This window comes from Lysobacterales bacterium (assembly GCA_016703225.1).
Classification (GTDB): domain Bacteria; phylum Pseudomonadota; class Gammaproteobacteria; order Xanthomonadales; family Ahniellaceae; genus JADKHK01.
In genome coordinates this window covers 1,010,045-1,028,773 of the sequence record JADJCM010000001.1, presented here as the reverse complement: position 1 = coordinate 1,028,773, position 18,729 = coordinate 1,010,045, and the positions used below count along the sequence as shown (strand labels likewise).

Below are 18,729 nucleotides of genomic sequence, written 5' to 3'. Positions count from 1 at the left end.
CTGAAGCCGGACCCACAAAAGCCGAACCCACCACGCGCCTACAGCTGCCCGATCGCTTCCAGCGAGGCGATGCGGCGCTGTTCGGCGGCGTCGAAGCTGCGCGCGCGCAGCGCGGTGATGGCGCGGTCGCGGGCGGCGGCGTCGAGGCGGGTGTCGGCGCGCAGGGCGTTGCGCGCCTGCACGTAGGCGGCGACGCGCGCATCCCAGGCGGCCTGCTCGGCATCGGCAGCGGCCAGTCGTTGCGCCGCCTCGCGGCCAAACAGGGCTTCACGTTCGGCCTGGCGCTGGGCGGGGTCGAGACGCAGCGCGTCGAACTGGCGGTTCTGCTCATCGACCAGCACCGCGGTGTTCGCTTCCTGCATCTGCGCACGTTGTTCGGGGGCGAGGCGCGCATCGAGTTCCTGCAGTCGCTGATCGCGCTCGATCTCGTCGAGAGAATGGTCGGCGAGCGCGTCGCGGCGATCGAGGACGTATTCGGTGTAGCGCTCTTCGTCGCCGAAGAAGGCCTCGGCCATGGCCGGATCGAGCAGCCGATGACGGAGATCGCGCACGCGCTCCAGGCGTTCGCGCAGGGCTTCGTCGGGCGGCGCATGCATCGTCGATAGCGCCTGCTGGTAGTCGACGTAGCGATCGAACAGTGCCGCGACCTGGTTGCCGATGGCGTCGCCGTGGCGGTCGCGCACATGGGCCAGCAGCAGCGCGCGAATGGCCGCGACATCGCGTTCGCCGAGCGCGCTCAAAAAGTAGTCGAACAGTCGCCGCAGCTCGATGCTCGGCTGCACCTGGCCGAGCGCGTCGAGCGTCACCGCACCGTCGGGTTCGCTGTCGCGCAGCGAGGCGGGCCACTCCGCGGTCGTCGCCGCTTTGCTCGCGGTGCTGGTTGCGGGCAGGGGTGCGGTCGCGGTGACGAAGGCTGCGCCACGCGGTTCGGCCGTTGCGCCGGCCACGGCATCGCGCGCGGTCGGTGGATCAACGCGCTGCCAATGCAGCGCCAGGCCGAGAGCGAGCAGCAAGGCCGCCGCGAAAACGAAGCGGCCCGGACGTTGCCGGACCGCTTGGCTCAGCCACCACATCGGGAACGCGCGCTCAGAGCCCGGCGTACTTCAGCCGATTGGCATGGGCGCGGATGACCGACACCGGGTTCGACGCGAACAGCCCGCGCAGGCCGAAGATCTGGTTGACCTCGTCGAGGTGGTTCCAGCCGTAGTTGTCGCGCAGCACCACGCCGAGATGCGAGGAGCATTGCCCGACCAGGCCGTCGTTCTGCTCCCAGCCGAAGAACAGCGCGCCCGCGCCCATCAGCGCGTCGCTGGCGTCGAACACATTGGTCAGCACCGAAGTGCCGCCCCAGGAGTAGTAGCGCACGCCGTTGACGCTGGCCGCGCCTTGGCCGCAACTGCTGGTCGGCATGCCCTGCGGATGGCGTGCATTGAACGTGGCCGAACCGGAGGAGGACAACGAAGCCAGCGCGCCGAGCGCGTACTGCGGATCATCGTCGCCGGAGAGGAACTCGATCAGCACCGAAAGCGCGTCGACGAAGCCCGCCACCAGCGGCCGCAGCGGCGAACCCTCGGGCAGCGTCGTCGCCAGCGCATCGGCGACCTTGCTGCCCTTGTGCGGCGAGCCGACCGAAGTCACCGAAGCGACCAGGTCCGGCCGCACCGACGCGACATAGCGCGCGGTCGGCCCGCCGTGGCTGTGCCCGATCAGGTTGAACTTCTGGTAGCCATAGACCGCGCGCAGGTTGACCAGGTCGCGGATCAGCTGTTCGCCGCGCACCTCGGTGTAGTGCGACGAGGATACGTTCGCGACGAACACGCGGGCACCGCCGGAACGCAGGTCGGACGGCACGCCGTACCAGTAGTCGTAGACGCCGAACAGCGAATCGAAACCGAGCAGGCCGTGTACCAGCACGATCGGATGACGGGTTTGCGTGTAGGTGCTCTGGGCGTTGGCCAACGGCACCACGCCGAGCAGCGCGAAAGCGAGCAAGAGCCGGGACAGCAGTGTGCGGATCATGGTTTTCCCCTCGTGGTGTGCATGGTTCGCCGCCGCACGATCTTGCTTGCCGTGCTGGCGACGGCTCCGACACTAATGCCAACCGCGTCACAAATCAAACGTCTGTTTCAAGCGTGTGTTTTGCGGTGCAGCATGCGTGCTGCCGCACGCGAGGGTGTCAGGACCCGGGATAACGGAAAGGCTCACCCCTTCCGCTTCGCCTGCGCCTTGGTCACGGTGTCCGCGTCGATGCCCCAGTCGCCGTGTTTGTACCAGTCGTCGCCGATCAGTTCGGCCGGATGCAGGGTGCGGCCGGAGCCGTTGCCGCAGGCGAGGGCGTCTGCCGGGCAGTACTTGTCGCAACCCCAGCACACGCGTTCGGGGTGCGCGGGATGCAGCGGGAATTTCTTCGGCTTCGGGCGCATGGCGAGCGGCATGCTAACGCCGCGCCGCGTTTTCGTGGACCGTTTGGCTGGCGAGGTAGCTGTTGCGGTGGATGGCCACCACCTTGCTCAGCGGTTGCTGGTAGCCGCCGGCCAGATTCCACGCCACTGCGATGCCGCGGTCGTGCAGGCACTGGAACACGCGACGGTCGCGTTCGGCGAGCTCGGCGGTGGTCAGGAAACCGCCGAGCGGATCGTCGATGTGAGGGTCGGCGCCGGCCTGGTACAGCACGACCGCACAATCCGCCATGCGCGCGATGTGCTCCGGGATCGCATCGAGGAAGGTGCCGGCCTGCTCCGGATCCAGGTACGTCTGCCCGGCCGTGCAGTGCGTAATCCAGTGCAGGCCAAGCCGATTGATGATGTCGTCGCTGCCATCGCCGTAGTGGTAGTCGTAATCGAGGATGCCGACGCGCAATCCGGGATGTTCGGCACGCAGCGCCAGCGCGGTGACCAGCAGTCCGTTGAAGGTGCAATACGCCGCGGTTTCGCTCCAGCGCGCGTGGTGAAAGCCCGACACCGGCGCCGCCACCGCGGTCCGCGCCGCCAGTGCCAGGCGCGCCGCCGTCAACATCGCTCCGCTGGTGTAGGGCAGCGAGCGGTTCACATCCGCCGAACGGGTACCGAAGCCATTGGCCACGCGCATCGCGAACACGTCTTCGACGAAGCGCCGCGAATGCGCCCGCGCCAGGTCGTCGATCGTCACCGCCACCGGCGCCACCACGCGCATCGCCGGATCCAGTTCGCGCCACGCAGCCATCACCGGCCGCGGCTTTCCCGCGCTCGGCGAAGACCCCTGTGCCGGCGCCACCATCGCATCGCTGTACACCACGATCATCGCCGCTCTCCCTCCCCCGAGACAGCAGCGACCATGCCGCCGCGAACACGATGATCGCGCTAGGCTTGCCGCCCGCCAAGCCCGAGTCGCCCTCATGCTGCATCGCCTGTTCGCCAGTGTTCTGTTCCTCGCCGTGTTGCCTGCAGCCGCGATCGATGTGCAGGCGCCGGCCGCCGCGGTCGACGCCCGGGTGCTGGCCTGGCGACGCGACCTGCACCAGCACCCGGAGCTCGGCAATCGCGAGACGCGCACGTCGAGCCTGGTCGTCGCGCACTTGCGCTCGCTCGGGCTGGAGCCGCAGCGCGGCATCGCCTTTACCGGCGTTACGGCGCTGATCAGGGGCGGCCGGCCTGGGCCGCGCATCGCGCTGCGTGCCGACATGGACGCGCTGCCAGTGACCGAGCGCGTCGATCTCCCCTTTGCATCACGCGCCACCGCCGACTTTCGCGGCCAGCAGGTCGGCGTCATGCACGCCTGCGGTCACGACGCCCACACCGCGATCCTGATGGGCGTGGCCGAGGTGCTGGTCGGCATGCGCGAGCAGCTGGCCGGCGAAGTCCTGTTCGTGTTTCAGCCGGCCGAAGAAGGCCCGCCCGACGGCGAGTTGGGCGGCGCGACCCTGATGCTGGACGAGGGCCTGTTCGCCGGTGGCAAGCCGCAGGCGATGTTCGGGCTGCATGTGTTCAGCACCTTGAACGTGGGCCAGATCGGCGTGCGCCCGGGCCCGTTGATGGCGGCGTCCGACCGCTTCACGATCCGCGTGCGCGGTCGCCAGACGCACGGCTCGCGCCCCTGGGGCGGCGTCGATCCGGTGGTGGTCGCGGCAGAGCTGATCGGCTCGGCGCAGCAGATCGTCAGTCGCGAGATGAACATCTCGCGCTGGCCGGTGGTGGTCACCTTCGGCGCCATCCACGGCGGTGTGCGCTACAACATCATCCCCGACGAGGTGACGCTGGAAGGCACCATCCGCACCTTCGACGAAGCCATGCGCGCCGACGTCTACACCCGCTTGCGCCGCGTCGCCGACCACACCGCCGCCGCACACGGCGCCAGCGTCACGCACGCGATCCCGGTATCCGAAGCCGACCCGCGCGACCTCGGCAACCCGGTCACCATGAACGACCCCGCGCTGACCGCGAAGGTGCTGCCGCTGCTGCAATCCGTGGTCGGTGCTGAAAACGTCGTCGACCCTGGCCTGACCATGGGCGCGGAAGACTTCGCCTACTACGCCCGCGAAGTCCCGGCCACGTTCTTCTTCATCGGCGCCACCCCGCGCGGCACCGACCCGAGCAAGGCCCCAAGCAACCACTCGCCCGAGTTCTTCCTCGACGAAGAAGCCCTGCGCATCGGCACCCGCGCCCTCCTCGCCGTCGCGCTCGGCAACCTCACTGCGCCATGAACCACGCCATGCGCCGGCGCCATTGCTGGCCGGCGCCACACCCCGCGCGCTAGACTGCCCGCCACGCGCCCGTAGCTCAGTTGGATAGAGTACTGCCCTCCGAAGGCAGTGGTCGGGGGTTCGAATCCCTCCGGGCGCGCCAGATTTTCCCTTGTCGCTTGCACTTCCCTGGTCGTCGCCTACCCTGGTGCTGCGTCGGCGTCCGCCGAGAGGGATCAAGCGATGGCACTCAGCGCGGAAGATCGCAACCGCTCCTCGCCCGTCGGATGCACGAGTCGCTGGTGGTATGGCGGCGACCTCGCCGGATTCCTGCGGCAAAGCCCGGAGCACATTCTCGGCGTCGTGGCGGCGTCGTCCGGCGGCAGCATTGATGCCAGCCAACGCGATGCCTGGATCGCGCAGATCCTGCTGCTGAAGACGGCGATGGCCGAGAGTCGCTCCGAGGGTCGTATCTATCTCGAGTACTCGGTGCCGCGCCTCGGCAAGCGGATTGATGTCGTGGTGATTCGCGATGGCATCGTCTTCGTTGTCGAATTCAAGGTCGGTGAGACCGCCTTTCACGCTTCGTCGCTCGACCAGGTCTGGGACTACGCGCTGGATCTGAAACACTTCCACTCGACCAGCCATGCAGCCTGGATGGCGCCATTGCTGGTCGCCACCGAAGCAGCACCGGCATCGTTGGTCGTTCAAGGCACACTCCACGACGACCGTCTGCTGCGACCGCTTTGCGTGGGCCGGCTGCAATTGGCGGAGGCGATGCGCGTGGTCGCGGCCGCGTTGCCCACCGCCGACAGCGATGCCGCGCTGTGGGCGCAAGGACGCTACTCGCCGACGCCGACCATCATCGAGGCGGCGCGCGCACTGTACGCGGGCCACGCGGTGGAGACGATCTCGCGCAGCGACGCGACCGCCATGAATCTGGCGCGGACTTCGCAGCGGATCGACCGGATCATCGCGGACGCGCGAACACGAGGACAGAAGTCCATCTGCTTCGTGACTGGCGTGCCGGGTGCGGGCAAGACGCTGGTCGGCCTGGATGTCGCGAACCGGCACATGGATCCCGGCGACGAACTGTTCAGCGTCTACCTCTCCGGCAACGACCCGCTGGTCAAGGTGCTGCGCGCCGCACTGGCGGGTGATCATGTCGCTCGCGAAGCGGCCCAGGGAAGGCGTATGCGCAAGGGCGACGCCGTGCGTGAAGTCAGCGCATTCATCCAGAACGTGCGCTTGTTCCGCGACGACTGTCTGGCTGATTCCGGGCCGCCACCTGAGCATGTGGCCCTGTTTGACGAAGCCCAACGCGCCTGGAACCTGGAACAGACGCGCTCGTTCATGGCCCGAAAGCGCCGGCGGTCCGACTTCGAGCAGTCGGAGCCGGAATTTCTGATCTCGTGTCTCGACCGCAATTCCGATTGGGCGGTGGTGGTTTGCCTGGTCGGAAGTGGTCAGGAGATCAATACCGGTGAGGGTGGAATCGGAGAATGGCTGCGCGCGTTGGAGCAGCACTTTCGCGACTGGCAGGTGTACGTCTCGCCGCAGCTGCGCGAGCCGCAGTACGGAGTTGTCACCCAGCTCGACGCGCTGCGACATTGCGCCACTGTGCATGACACGGCGGACCTGCATCGCGCGGTCTCGATGCGATCGTTTCGCGCAGAGCGGCTGAGCGAGTTTGTGCGCCTCGTGCTTGAGCTCGATGGCGCAGGGGCGACAAGTCTGTATCGGGAGATCGCGGCGCGCTATCCGCTGGTGCTGACACGCAGTGTCGATCGTGCCCGCGAATGGCTGCGAGCGCAGGCGCGCGGCAGCGAGCGATACGGCCTCGTCGCGTCATCACAGGCGCAGCGGCTGAAACCACTGGCCCTGGATGTGCGCGTGGTCATCGACCCGGTGCACTGGTTCCTCAAGGGCAAGGACGACACCCGCTCCAGCTATTACCTCGAAGATGTCGCGACCGAGTTCCAGGTGCAGGGGCTTGAGCTCGACTGGGCAGCGGTCGTTTGGGATGGCGACCTGCGGCGAGCCGATGGCCACTGGCGGCACCACCGCTTCGTCGGCAACGCATGGCAGCAGATTCGCCAACCGGAACGTCAGCGCTACCAGCTCAACGCCTATCGCGTCTTGCTCACTCGCGCACGCCAAGGAATGGTCGTAGTTGTGCCCGAGGGCGCCACGCAAGATGCGACCCGCTCACCCTCGTGCTACGACGGCACGTATCGCTATCTCGCGTCGCTCGGGCTGCACAGCCTGGACTGAGACTGCGTGTAGCGAACGCGTAGCCGGAGAGTTACTGGTGCCGACCCGCGCTACTCAAACCCATCCGCAAACAGGTATCCGGGGACGGTCGAGAAGCTGGCGATGCTGCCGCGCGTCAGTCCGCCGGTGAGTTCGAAGGTGCCGACGACGTCGAGCCGATCGGCACTGGCCGCCAGGCCGTCGACGCCGGTGCCGTAGCTGCCCAGGATCCCTGGGTTCCACTGCGGATCGGCTGCGCCGGTGTTGATGCCCGAGAGTTTGGCGATCCTCCTGCGGGACTCGCCACCCACGATACTGAAGTCGCCACCGACGTAGATGTTGCCCTGGCTGTCTGCCGCGAGGGCGAAGACTTCGGCATTTGCCGCCGGATTCCAGGCGGCGTAGGGGGTGCCGGAGCCGGCGGCCACGATACGCGCGAGGTGGTTGCGGGAATACGGCCCGATCTGGGTGAATGCGCCCGCGACATAGATCGAGCCGTCGGCGCCGATCAGGATGTCGCGGACCCCGTGGTCCGGCGTTGGCGCCCAGATCGGATCGGCGGCGCCCGTGGTGCCCGAGAGTCTGGCCAGAAACGGGAGGGGCTGGCCGCCGATGCTGCTGAAGAAGGCGCCCGCATGGACCTCTCCGGTGGGCGCGATCGCGAGTGCCAACACGCGCTCGTCTGCCGAGCCGTTCCAGCCGGCCACCGCCGAGCCGCTGCCTGTGCCCGAAAGCTTGGCGATGTAGGTGCGCGCCAGGCCGCCGATCTGGGAGAAGCCCCCGCCCGCGTAGACGCTGCCGTCCGTGTCGACCGCCAGGGCCAGCACGGCCCCGTTGGGCTGCGGGTCCCAGTCCGGGTCCAGGGTTCCGACGCCGCCGGTCCACGCGTAGCGGGCCAACCGGCTGCGCGCCGCGCCGCCGATCGTGGTGAAGTCACCGCCGATGTAGACCCGACCCGACGCATCCTGCGCCAGCGCATACACGATGCTCCCGTTCGGTGCGGGATCCCAATCCAGATCCAGCGCGCCATCGGGCCGGAATCGCGCCAGGCCGTTGCGGAGCACGCTGCCGACCTTCCAGAAGCGTCCGCCCACCACCAGGCCGCCATCTGCCTGGCGCAACACCGCCATCCCACTCCCCGGTTGGTCGGTCGACGCCGCGAGCACCACATTCGGTGCCGCCGCATCGATGCGAACGAACCCGGCGGCTTCCTGGCCCTCGATGGACCTGAAGGCTCCGCCGATCAATGCGTCGCCATCGGCCGCAAAATTCACCACCATGGGGCTGCTGCCAGTCGTTAGCGGCCGCCAGTTCGGGTCCACGTCGGCAGTGGTGGGCGAGAACCGCGCAATGCCGTTGACGTACATGCTGCCGTTGACGACGACGAAATCGCCGACCGCGTAGATCATCCCGTCCGGCCCGATGGCAACGTCCAGGACGAATCCGCCCGCGCCGGGGGCCCAGGCATCGGCCGCGCCAGTGCCGCTGCCCGACAGCCGGGCGAGGTTGGGTCGGGTCGCGCCGCCGATGGTCGTGAAGTAGCCGCCGACATAGACGCGGCCGGACCCGTCGGTGGCCAGCGCGTCGATCTGCGCGTTGGCAGCGAGTCCCGGGTCCCAGGTCGGATCGGCCAGGCCCGCGCCGGACTCGGACACCTTGGCGAGGTTCACCCGCGCCTGACCGCCGATGTTGCCGAACCCGCCCGCGACCAGCACGCTGCCTGCGGGACCGAGGGCGATCTCGGTCACGACCCCATCGGGCGACGGGTTCCAGATCGGGTCCACCAGGCCCGCGCCAGCGCTGGACAGTCGGGCGATATGCGGCCGGCTCACCGCGCCGATCGTCGAGAAGATGCCGCCGACCAAGACGTTGCCGAAGCCATCGAGGATCACCGCGTTCACGCTGCCGAGCACTTGCGGGTTCCAGACCGGATCCAGCGCGCCGCTGCCGCTGGTGGAGAGCCGGACCAGGAACGTGCGCGTTTGCCCGTTCACTTCGGTGAAGTTGCCGCCCACGTAGACATTGCCGGCGGCATCCGTGGCCAGGGCGCGGACTTCGTTGTTGAGCTGCGGCGCCCAGTCCGGATCGAGCGTTCCGTCCGGCGCGAGCTTGGCCAGATGAGTGCGCGGCACGGAGTTGACCATCGAGAACGAGCCACCGATCACCACGCTGCCGTCGGCGAGCGGCGCCACGGCCCGCACGTGGCCGTTGACGAGCAGCGGCAGATCCGGTTTCGCCAGCGGCGCCTGCGCCAGTCCCGCAACCGCCCACGTGGCGGCCCACGCCCATGCAATGGCCAGAACGAAGATGCGCATGTGCCCCCCCCTGGATGTCTGTTTCGAAGAGATCGCCTGACGGTGCCACGGACAGCGGAAGGATAGAACTTTCAAGGCCAATTGTTGTGTGCCCCGGCGTCGCCCAGGCGGCAGGCGCAGTGGATCCGGATCGCGTCCTCGTGATCCGCACCGCAGGTCAGGCTGCGCGGGGCGCGCCATGGCTTCGAGGTGCGGCGCGAGGGATGGGCCAGCGGCGCGCCGTCTGCCAGCACTACAGCAAGCGCAGGTGCGCGGCGACTTCGCGGGCGGCCTTGGCGCTGCAGCCGGAAGTGTCGGCGAATTCGGGCCAGCGGGCGATGGCGGCGTTGACGGCCTCGCGCATAGTCGCCAGTTCGCGTGGGCGCAGGCCGTGCTGTCGCGCCAGGGTCTCTGCGTGAGCGATCGTCGGCGCGCGCCCCTCGCCAGCCACCGTGGTGCTGTGCTCGCCGCCGGGGCCATGGCTGAACACCACGTCGTAAGCAGGAGAGAGCGCCCACCGGCCGTCCGCATCCATCAAGAAGGCGAAGTTCTTGCCGTGATCGTCGCGATTGTGTGCGGCGATGTTGAACAGCATGCGCCGGAACGCGCGCAGCAGGTCTCCGTGGTTGCGCGTCAGCACCTGGGTGGCGCGGAACAGGTCGGCATAGTCGAGACTCGGCACGCGAAAGTCTGCATGCAGCAGGTTGGCCAGGCTGTGCAGGTGCAGGCGCCGGCCACCGGGCAGACGGTCGAAGCGCTGCACGGCGAAGCAGCGACGCCTGGCGCTGAGCGTGATCAGCCGGGTCGGCGGCAGGTCGATGCCGGCAGCGGTGGCCATCTGCGCGTAGGCGTGCTCGATCGGGCCGGCGTCGGCCAATTCACCGCGCGCGGCAAACTTCACCAGCCAGTGACGGAATCCGTCCGGCAGTTCATCGGCGCCGGAGAGCACCTGATCGCCGCGCAGGCCGACCAGCACCTTCGGGTGCGCGCCCGCGGGCGAGCCGCCGACACGCAGCAGTTGTGGCAGCACTTCGCGCGCTTCGCCCGCAAGCACCTCGCCGGCGTGGCGCAGCAGCAGCCGCAAGTCGAGCGGCTCCGCACCGGCGCCCGCGGCATCAAGCGGCGGGTGATAGGTGAGCGCGCCGAGGCTGCGCGTGCCGAGCCAGGTCAGGCGATCCAGCGCCGACACGCGCTCCGGATCGAGTCCCTGGCGACGGAAGTGCCGATCCATCAACAATCGGCCCCAGCCATCGGGCAGCGAGTCATCGAACACGCCGGGCAGCGCACCGAAGGCGCGGTCGCGATGTTCGATCGCGCCCGGCTGCAGCGGCAGCTTGAACGGCGAGATCTGCAGGCCGCGCGCAACGAATGCGGAGTCGTACTCGAAGTAGAGATGGCGCCCGGTCTCTGCCAGGCGGCCGACGTGCAGCACGTGATCGGCGGCAAACTGCAGCCGCACCTCGATCTGTTTCATCGCCGTCCCCGCAACCGCAATGGTGCCGCGGCCCGCGCCAGTTCATCGAGCGAGCGCAGCGCGGGCGACGCGAACAGTTCGGCCAGTTCGTCGAGCGCGCCGAGCGCGTGCGTCAGGCGCAGGAAATTGCCGAGCGTGGTCTGGCCGTCGCGCTCGAAGCGGCGCACCGTCGGCAGCGACACGCCGGCACGGGCGGCCAGGGTCGCCTGCGTCCAGCAAAGGCGCAAACGCAGGGCGCGCAGACGTGTCGCCAGCTGCGCCTGGATCTGCGCCGGGGTGTGCCAGGACAGCGGCGATGGCGGGCTGGGCATCGCAACGACTTCATGGATCAGGAATGATCCATTATTGTCGAAAACGGGTCATTGTAGTTCGAACATGATCGCTTGCCGGAAGAAGCGTCCCTGGTGGGTTCAGCCCTGGTGGGTTCAGCCCCAGTGGGTTCAGCCCCAGTGGGTTCAGCCCCAGTGGGTTCAGCCCCAGTGGGTTCAGCCCCAGTGGGTTCGGCCCTGGTGGGTTCGGCTTTAGCCGAACGCTCTGCGCTGGCAACCACCCCTACTCGAACCCATCGCCGAAGATCGGATTGGCGTTGTCCTGCGACAGCCGCGCCACGGCGGCGTGCAACCGGCCGAAGTACAGTCCGGTGGCCTTGTTCATCGGCTGCGGCAGCTGGCCGATCACCTGCAGCGTCAGCGTGCTGAGATCGAGGGCCATCTGGCGCATGGCGCTGTCGCCGAGCGCGTCGGCCGAGCGCGCCAGCGAGGCGCCGAGGCTGGCCTTGCCCGAGTCGTAGAGGCAGCGGTCGTCGCAGGGCTGCGGCGCCGGGCCCGGCGCCCAGCCCGCCTCCAGCGGTGGCGTCAGCGTGCCGCCGATGCGCGCGCCGCTGAAGGTGAAACGCAGTTCGTTGGGCCAGACGCCGAACGCGCTGCCGTTGCCGCCGGGCGCGACGCTGGCGGCGGCCAGCAGGGTGCGCGCCCAACCGTCGATCGCTGCCGACGGGTTCACCGGTGGTTGCCCGAGGGCCGCGTCGTTGCTGTCGATGCGCAGTCGTTGCAGCTGGTTGAAGTCGTACACCGAGGCCATCCACAGCTGCGTCGTGTAGTAGCTGCCGGCGCCGCCGATGCTGCTGGTATCGCCGCCGCCGGAGGGCTCGGTGAAGCCGAGCGCCTGGCCGCCGGACTGCAGCAGCGCGAAGTTCTGCGTCAGCGCGCGTGCGCTGTTGCTGCTCCAGTCGGCGAGGAAGCTGGCATCGGCGGTGAGGCCGACCAGGCGGAACATCTGATAGGCCTGCACCGCGACGCGGTCGTTGAGCCCGGCCCAGGGGTCGGCGATCGGCGTGGTGGCGGCGCACACCGGCCCCGGCGGCTCACTGCCGCGCGCCGGACACAGGAACCCGCGACGCGCGCGCGCGCCCTGTAGCAGTCGCTCGACCACGCTGTCGTCGCCGCTCAGCCAGTAGTACTGCACCAGGCTCTCGATGTACTGGTGCGAACCATTGTTGTTGGCGCGATAGCCGCCGTAGCCGGTCGGCACCTGGCCGCAATGGAAGAACGGGTCATCGGGCGCGCAGCGTTGCAGTTGCGTGTGCAGCATGCGCAGGGCGGCGGGCACGGCGATGCTGCGCAGCGCGGACGGATCGCCGTGGCGCCAGGCGTGCACCCAGGCGCTCATGCTGGTGTTGTGATAGTCGGTCCAGCTGGCGCACCAGTAAGGATCGTCCCAGTCCTGCGTCGGGGTCGGGTCGTCGCCGCAATCGATCTCGTCGCTGCCGATCGGATTGCCCCACTCTCGCGGAAACAGGCCATGCGTCTGCAGGCCTTCGAGGCCGCGGTCGCGGCGCAGCGACTGCGAGCGCGCGATCAGGTCGTCGAGCACGCCGTCGTAGCCGGACAGCGCCGGCAGCAGTGGGCCCACCGGAAACTCCTCGGTGGCTTCCGATGCGGCGATCCACTGCGCTGCCGCGAGTACCCAGAGCGGTTGGTCCAGCGCCAGGCGCAGTTCAGCGAGCGCCTGGTCGACTGTGGTCGTCAACGGCCAGGCGCCGAGTCGATACACGGCGTAGCTGCCCTGGCGCGCGCCGAGCCAGACGCCGTCGTCGGCGAGGTCTGCGGCAACCGTGCCGTCCGCCAGCAGACGCAATGCCTGCGGCTCGAAGTCGGCCATCTGTGCCAGCGCGATGCCGACGCGGCCCTCGTTGCCCGACAGCAGCAGCGCACCGGTATCGGCACGCACGCCCTGCTGCACCGGCTGACCCGGAGCCGCGAGCGTGTACTGCTGCGGCAGCAGTCGCTGCGCGCGGCGCAGTTGGCGCAGCTCGGCGCTGGCGCCGGGATTGGCCGCTGCGCTGACCGCAGCTTGCCCCGGCTGCGCCAGCAGCGTGAGGGTGCGGGCGCCACCGAGCGCGGGAGTCAGCGCCACGCGCCAGCGCTGCAGCTCGCGCGCGTTCGGCGTGCCATCGCAGGCCAGGTTGCCGATGCCGCAACGGTCGCCTTCCCAGTCGATCCAGTCGCGCACGCTCACCGCCGCGGAACCGGCGGCGAACTCCAGCCTTCGGCCACCGCTGACCAGCCCGTCACCGAGCGCCGGGTGCGCGAACGTTCCTTCCACGCGCAGCACTGCGCCGAGCGCATCGGCGTGCTCGACGACCACGCTGCGCAGACTGGCGAAGCCGCTGGCGAGTTGGCCGTCGACGGTGGCCGAGGCGATGGCGGAATCGACCAGCAGCGTGCCCGGCGGGGCCTCGATGCGATCCAGCACGCGCGCCGCGCTGGCACCGAGGAAGAAGCGCGCGACGCCGGTGTCGATCTGCCACTGCGCGCCGACCTGGCTCAGCACCAGCGCTTGCGCCGGCGCTGGATTGGCGATGCTGCCGTCGACGCGCAGCCGATAGTGCGCACTGCCGGCGGCCGGCACGTCTGCCAGGAACCGCACCTGCAGCCACTGGATCGGCGCGGCGAGGTCGTCGCGTGCGGCGTGCCAGCGCGCCAGCACACGGAAACCGGCCGGCACCGCGACGCCTTGCGCATCGACCACCGCCAGGCCCTGCAGGTCGTGCACGTCGAGCGCGCGCGGCAACGGCACGCCGCCGATGGCGAGTTCATCATTGCGTGCGGTCGGTGCCGCGTTGCGCAGCTCCAGCACGATCTCGGCGGGTACCGGCGGCGGCCAGTCGGCATGCGCGGTCGAGGCCAGCAGGCTCAGTGCACACAGGCCTGTGCGCAGGGCATTCAGCGAGAAGGTGTTCACGGGGCGGAGTTCCGGTGTCGCCATTGTGGGCAGTGCAGCAGGCTATCGACACATGGCGTGCGCAGTCTGTTCGCAACTGGCGTGCAGGGCATCGAAGCGGCCGACACAGCCCCCCTGGATGCCCTCGGCCAGTTCCAGCTGCTCGGCGAAATCGGGGTTTCCGTCGGCACGGATCAGATACATGCGCTTGCAGCCGTCGACCTTGCGTTGGCGCAGGTCCGCGCAGGCCTGCAGCGCCGCGGCCAGCTGCTCGGCGCCGGCACAGGAATGCTCGACGCCGGTGTTGCCCGGCTCACCGTGCGCGCCGGACTGGTAGGGCCGCACCGGCGCGTGGATGGCGATGCTGCAGTCGCGCCAGGCATCGAGCAACGCGGCGTCGTAGCGGGCGGTGTCGGTCGGGGTGCCTCGGCGCATGGCGATCAGCGCCGGCTTGCCGACCGGTTCGACCACGCACCTGCCCTCGGCGCCGGCGGGCAGCAATTCGCCCCACCAGCTGCCCAGTTCCTGCGCGCGCAGCGCCGGCACCTTCTGGTCGTGCTGGTAGACGCCGAGCACGACGCCGGCCTGGATCGCGGAGAGCAACTGCGAGGCCTCGACGCGCTGCAGCGGCGTGCCCCTGAACAGACGGAACAGCGCGTACTGCGCCTGCACGTCGATGCGCGGGTCGATCACGTCTTTCGCGGTCCACGGCGGCTCGGCAGCGGGCGCCGGCGGCGCGGCGGGTTCCGGCGGAGGCGGAGGCGGAGGCGGTGGCGGTGGCGGTGGCGGTGGCGGTGGCGGTGGCGGATCCACGACGCCGGGCGGGAACGATGGTTCCTCGCCGGCGGCGCCAGGTTTGGGGCCACTGCAGGTGATCGAGCGGAAGCCGTCGCAGAAGGCCTGGTCGCAGACGCGGCCGTCTTCGAGTGTGCGTGTCGGCGTGCTGGCGCCGATGTCGGCATCGACTTCGAATGCGAACGCCTGCGTGTAGTGCTGCAACTCGCAGAAGTAGTCGGCTGCGGGCTGGCCGCAGCCCTGGCTCCAGAGCCGGCAGACATCGACGCGATGGCCTTCGTGCAGCGGTGGCTCGAACACGGCGCGCTCCGGTGCTTCGGCGAACGCGGCGCCGCTGCACAGCAGCAGGACGAACAGACGAACGGGAATCGGGTTCATTTCAGTCTCCGGCCGGGCTCAGCAGGATGTGGTCGATGCCGACGAAGTGCGCGCTCGCCGCCGGATTGCGTCCGTTCACCATCAAGCTCAGCGGGCGCGTGCCGCGTTGCATCGCAAAGGTGCCGAGTTCGACCACGACCGGTGCCTCGACGCCGGCGGCGTAGCCATCAAAGCCCGCGCGTACCGGATGCTGGTCGACCTCGAACGCGAGCGCGCCGTAGTCGGGCGCGCGCGTCAGGGCGATCGCGACGCGCCAGGCGCCGTCCTGCGGCACCTCCATCTGCAGATCGAGCGTGGCGCCGGGTTCGGGGTCGCGCCAGAACAGTTGCGCACCGGCGCTCCAGTGCGGGCCAAAGCCGGACATCGGCTGCGCGAAGGCGCTGCCGCCCGCCACGCGCACCGCGCCACGTTCGAGCAGCGTCTCCGCCTCGATGCGGATCGGCGCCAGTGCGAAGTTCAGGTGACGCAGCTGCAACGTGCCATTGCTGGCGCGGGCTTCGGTCACGCGATGCATCTCGATCGGCGGCGCACGCTCTTCCGCAGCCGCGACCGGCCCGCTCGCGGCCATCGGCCCGTCGAACACCGCATCGGCCTGCTGCAGGCTACGCTCGGCGCGCAGCGGTGGTTCGGTGAGACGACAGTACTTGTCGGCATTCGGATGGAACGCGCTGCGGCAGGCGGAATGCGCCGCGGGATCGGCGCAGTGGATGCGCAGCCCCGGCTTGCCGTTGACGGCATCGTCGATCGTGCAGCCGCGGCCCTTGAGCTTGCCGACGGTGGCGATCAGCCACAGCGCTTCGCCGGCCACCGCCTGCCCGTACATCGGCCGCAGCTCCTCGCAGGCATCGGCCCATACCGTCGGTTGCACGTCGCGTGCGGCGGCATCCTTGAAGCAGGTCTTGGCCACGTCGGCGAACAACGCACCGAATCCGCTCTTGCCGTACTTCTTGGCGTGCTCATCGAGCAGGATGCAGGGCACCTCGCTGACCTCGGGGAAGGGGATGCGCTGGCGCAGGTCGGTTTCGCAGACCATCACGAACAGGTTCTCGCCGGGCGCCGGGCCGCCGCTCTTGGGCTTGCCCCAGGTCGAGATCGCGGCGATGCGCGCGGCCGGCTTGGCCACCGTCGTGAAGTAGCCCTGCACCGCCACCGGCAGCGCCGCGGCGAAGCCCTGGACGTGGCGATCGAACTTGTCGCGCAGGTTGCCGCAGGTCTTGCGCGCGGTGCTGCGGTACTGGTTGTGCGCATCGAAGTAGTCGACGCAGCGGTCGTACACGCGCCCGGGCGCGGTGCGCCATTCTTGGCCGGCATGCGCGCGCGCGGTGCCGTAGTGGTACCAGGGCTGCCAGAACAGCGCGAAGTAGCGGTCGTAGGACATGTGGCTGTCGTCGCCGAACACCAGGTTCTCGAGTGCGTCGCTGCCGGCGACGAGGCCGCCGCCCAGCGTCTTGGCCCATTGCTTGATCTCGGTCAGTGCCTGCGCCAGCGTGCCGCACAGCACTTCGCGCGCCACGCCGGCGGCACCTTCGTTCGGGATCAGCGCGCAGGACTCGCTGCCGAGAAGTTCAAACAGACGCCACCAGTCCGGACCCTTGAGCGCCGCGAGCACGTCGCCGAGCAGGCCCGCCTTCTTGCCGATCACGTGACGGACGATGGCGCAGGCCGCGCCCTTGACCGGACCCTGGAGCGGCAGGATGGCGCAGGCGATGGTCTCCGCCACCACCGTGCCGCCGACCTGCAGCACCTTGGGCCAGTTGCCATCGCGGGCCGCGACGAACACCGTCACCACCTTCTGCACGCGGTCGTCGGCGGGTCCGATCGGCAAGGCGCCGACGCCCTGTTCCTTGGCGGCATCCAGCGCGCAGCGTTCGGCCGCACCGCCTCCGGCCAGGCACTCGATCAGCGGTCGCGCCGGGGCCAGCGTCGGATCGACCGCGGCGATGACATGGTCGAGCAGGTCCTTGGCCTGCACCGGCACGGCGGCCAGTGCGGCCAGCAGGCCGAACGCGGCGAATCGGATCATGGTCGACTCCGGCAGTGAGCGCTGGCGCATCCTAGTCCCGCGCGCGCCCGCCGATGTGCGCCGGGCCGCAATCTGCGAAATTTCGCAGGCACAAATCCGATTCTCCCCGAGGCATCCCGAACGCGGGCACAGCAGACTGCACCTGCACCCAAAGGAGATCGGTCATGCGCCTGGTCCTGATCCGCTTCGCAGTTGCCATCGCCCTCGCGCTCAGCGCGCCGATCTTCGCCATCGCGGCGCAGTAGTCAGGCGCACTCGCAGTTGATGCCGGACTTCTGGCCGGCAAGCTCAGCACGCTAGGCTTGGATCTCGTTGCCGAGCCCTGCCGATGCCCGAAGCCATCGTTGCCACCGCGCCTGATGCGAAGACCGTGCTGGTGCTCGGCGCCGGCGGTTTTCTCGGCGGTTTCATTGTCGCGGCGCTGGGGCGAGCCGGATTCCGCGTGCGCCGCGGCGTGCGCGAGACGCGCGGTGCAGGCGACGCCATCGCCTGCGATCTCGCGCATTGGACCGATCCGGCGCAGTGGTTGCCAGCGCTCGCCGGCATCGACGCGGTGGTCAACGTGGCCGGCATCCTGCGCGAGACCCGCGGCCAGCGTTTCGATGCGATCCATGAACGCGCCCCGCTGGCGCTGGCCCGGGCCTGCGTCGAATGTGGCGTGCGCCGCTTCGTACAGATCTCGGCGCTCGGCGACCCCAGCGACGGCGAGTTTGTCGCGAGCAAGCATCGCTGCGACGCGGCACTGCTGGCGCTGCCGCTGGGGGTGCTGGTGCTGCGGCCTTCGGTCGTCTACTCGGCCAGCGGCGCGTACGGCGGCACCGCGCTGTTGCGCGCCATCGCGGCGACGCCGCTGCTGTTGCCGCTGCCCGCGGGCGGCAGCCAGCGTTTCGCGCCGCTCGCCGCCGAGGACCTGGCGGACCTGGTGGTCGCGGCGATGTCGGGTGGCCAGCGTGGCGTGTACGACGTGGTCGGACCCGAGGCCTTGACGCTGCGCGAATACCTGGCGTGCTGGCGGCGCTGGCTCGGCTTTCCCGAGGCGCGCGTGCTGGCGGTGCCGGCGGTGCTGGTGTCGGCCCTGGTCGCGTGCGGCGATGCCTTCGGACGCGGGCCGCTGACCGGGGTGATCTGGCGCATGTTGCAACGGGGCAATGTCGGCGCGGCGGATGCGCACGCGCGGCTGCTGCGCGATTTCGGCACGGCGCCGCGTGCGCTCGACACCGTGCTGGCGACGCGTCCGGCGCAAGTGCAGGACCGCTGGCAGGCGCGGCTGCATCCGCTCGGGCCACTGCTGCGCGCGATGGTGGTGCTGCTGTTCGCGTTGTCAGCCTGGGCCGGTTTCGCGACCGATGCTGCCGCGATCGAAGGCCTGGCCGCGGGCTCGCCGCTCGCCGCGTTTGAACCGGTGCGGTTGGCGCGCGTTGGCGCAGCGCTCGATGGCCTGCTCGCGCTGGCGTTGCTGATCGCGCCCGGACCGCGCGTGGTGCTGGCGATGCTGGCGCTGGTCGCTGCGTACACGCTCGCCTTCGGCATCGCACTGCCGGCGCTGTGGCTCGACCCGCTCGGCGGCCTGGCCAAGAACCTGGTGCTGTTGCCGGCGCTGGCGGTGCTGGCGGTGCTCTCGGAGCGGCGCTGA

At 69.6% G+C, this 18,729-nt stretch carries 13 protein-coding genes and 1 tRNA gene; 4 read left to right on the top strand and 10 right to left on the bottom strand.

Going from position 1 to position 18,729, the window contains the following annotated elements; genetic code table 11:
- Positions 1-38 precede the first annotated feature (38 nt).
- The 4 genes from IPG63_04455 to IPG63_04440 form a co-directional block, all read right to left on the bottom strand.
- Entirely contained in the window at positions 39-1,073 is a 1,035-nt protein-coding gene (locus IPG63_04455; GenBank protein ID MBK6726504.1) for a hypothetical protein, read from the bottom strand.
- A gap of 13 nt (positions 1,074-1,086) precedes the next feature.
- Positions 1,087-2,019: a triacylglycerol lipase gene (locus IPG63_04450; protein MBK6726503.1), complete on the bottom strand. Its 933-nt coding sequence runs from the start codon at positions 2,017-2,019 to the stop codon at positions 1,087-1,089.
- A 182-nt stretch (positions 2,020-2,201) separates the two neighbouring features.
- Entirely contained in the window at positions 2,202-2,423 is a 222-nt protein-coding gene (locus IPG63_04445; GenBank protein MBK6726502.1) for a DUF3079 domain-containing protein, read from the bottom strand.
- A 13-nt stretch (positions 2,424-2,436) separates the two neighbouring features.
- Positions 2,437-3,279: a hypothetical protein gene (locus IPG63_04440; GenBank protein ID MBK6726501.1), complete on the bottom strand. Its 843-nt coding sequence runs from the start codon at positions 3,277-3,279 to the stop codon at positions 2,437-2,439.
- Between the two features lie 94 nt (positions 3,280-3,373).
- Between IPG63_04440 and IPG63_04435 the strand changes: the two genes are divergently transcribed.
- The 3 genes from IPG63_04435 (at position 3,374) to IPG63_04425 (ending at position 6,931) form a co-directional block, all read left to right on the top strand.
- Positions 3,374-4,678, top strand: a complete 1,305-nt coding sequence (locus IPG63_04435; protein MBK6726500.1) for an amidohydrolase — start codon at positions 3,374-3,376, stop codon at positions 4,676-4,678.
- Positions 4,679-4,743: 65 nt separating this feature from the next.
- Positions 4,744-4,820 (top strand) — tRNA-Arg (locus IPG63_04430).
- Between the two features lie 80 nt (positions 4,821-4,900).
- The gene (locus tag IPG63_04425; protein MBK6726499.1) at positions 4,901-6,931 is read left to right on the top strand and encodes a DUF2075 domain-containing protein; all 2,031 of its coding nucleotides are present in this window, start codon (positions 4,901-4,903) and stop codon (positions 6,929-6,931) included.
- Positions 6,932-6,981: 50 nt separating this feature from the next.
- Here the strand turns inward: IPG63_04425 and IPG63_04420 are convergent, their stop codons facing one another.
- From IPG63_04420 to IPG63_04395, 6 genes are all read right to left on the bottom strand, one after another.
- The gene (locus IPG63_04420; protein MBK6726498.1) at positions 6,982-9,225 is read right to left on the bottom strand and encodes a delta-60 repeat domain-containing protein; all 2,244 of its coding nucleotides are present in this window, start codon (positions 9,223-9,225) and stop codon (positions 6,982-6,984) included.
- 232 nt (positions 9,226-9,457) lie between these two features.
- On the bottom strand, positions 9,458-10,678 hold the full coding sequence (locus tag IPG63_04415) for a type II toxin-antitoxin system HipA family toxin (protein MBK6726497.1): 1,221 nt from the start codon (positions 10,676-10,678) through the stop codon (positions 9,458-9,460).
- Positions 10,675-10,989: a helix-turn-helix domain-containing protein gene (locus IPG63_04410; protein MBK6726496.1), complete on the bottom strand. Its 315-nt coding sequence runs from the start codon at positions 10,987-10,989 to the stop codon at positions 10,675-10,677. The genes IPG63_04415 and IPG63_04410 overlap by 4 nt, the downstream gene beginning before the upstream one ends.
- Before the next feature lie 241 nt (positions 10,990-11,230).
- Complete coding sequence (locus IPG63_04405; protein MBK6726495.1) at positions 11,231-13,921, bottom strand: hypothetical protein; 2,691 nt, start codon at positions 13,919-13,921, stop codon at positions 11,231-11,233.
- Between the two features lie 42 nt (positions 13,922-13,963).
- Entirely contained in the window at positions 13,964-15,073 is a 1,110-nt protein-coding gene (locus IPG63_04400; protein ID MBK6726494.1) for a hypothetical protein, read from the bottom strand.
- Between the two features lies 1 nt (position 15,074).
- Positions 15,075-17,096 carry a hypothetical protein gene (locus tag IPG63_04395; protein MBK6726493.1) on the bottom strand — a complete coding sequence of 674 codons (2,022 nt, stop codon included), beginning with the start codon at positions 17,094-17,096 and terminating at the stop codon, positions 15,075-15,077.
- Positions 17,097-17,424: 328 nt separating this feature from the next.
- Between IPG63_04395 and IPG63_04390 the strand changes: the two genes are divergently transcribed.
- Positions 17,425-18,729 carry an NAD(P)H-binding protein gene (locus IPG63_04390; protein MBK6726492.1) on the top strand — a complete coding sequence of 435 codons (1,305 nt, stop codon included), beginning with the start codon at positions 17,425-17,427 and terminating at the stop codon, positions 18,727-18,729.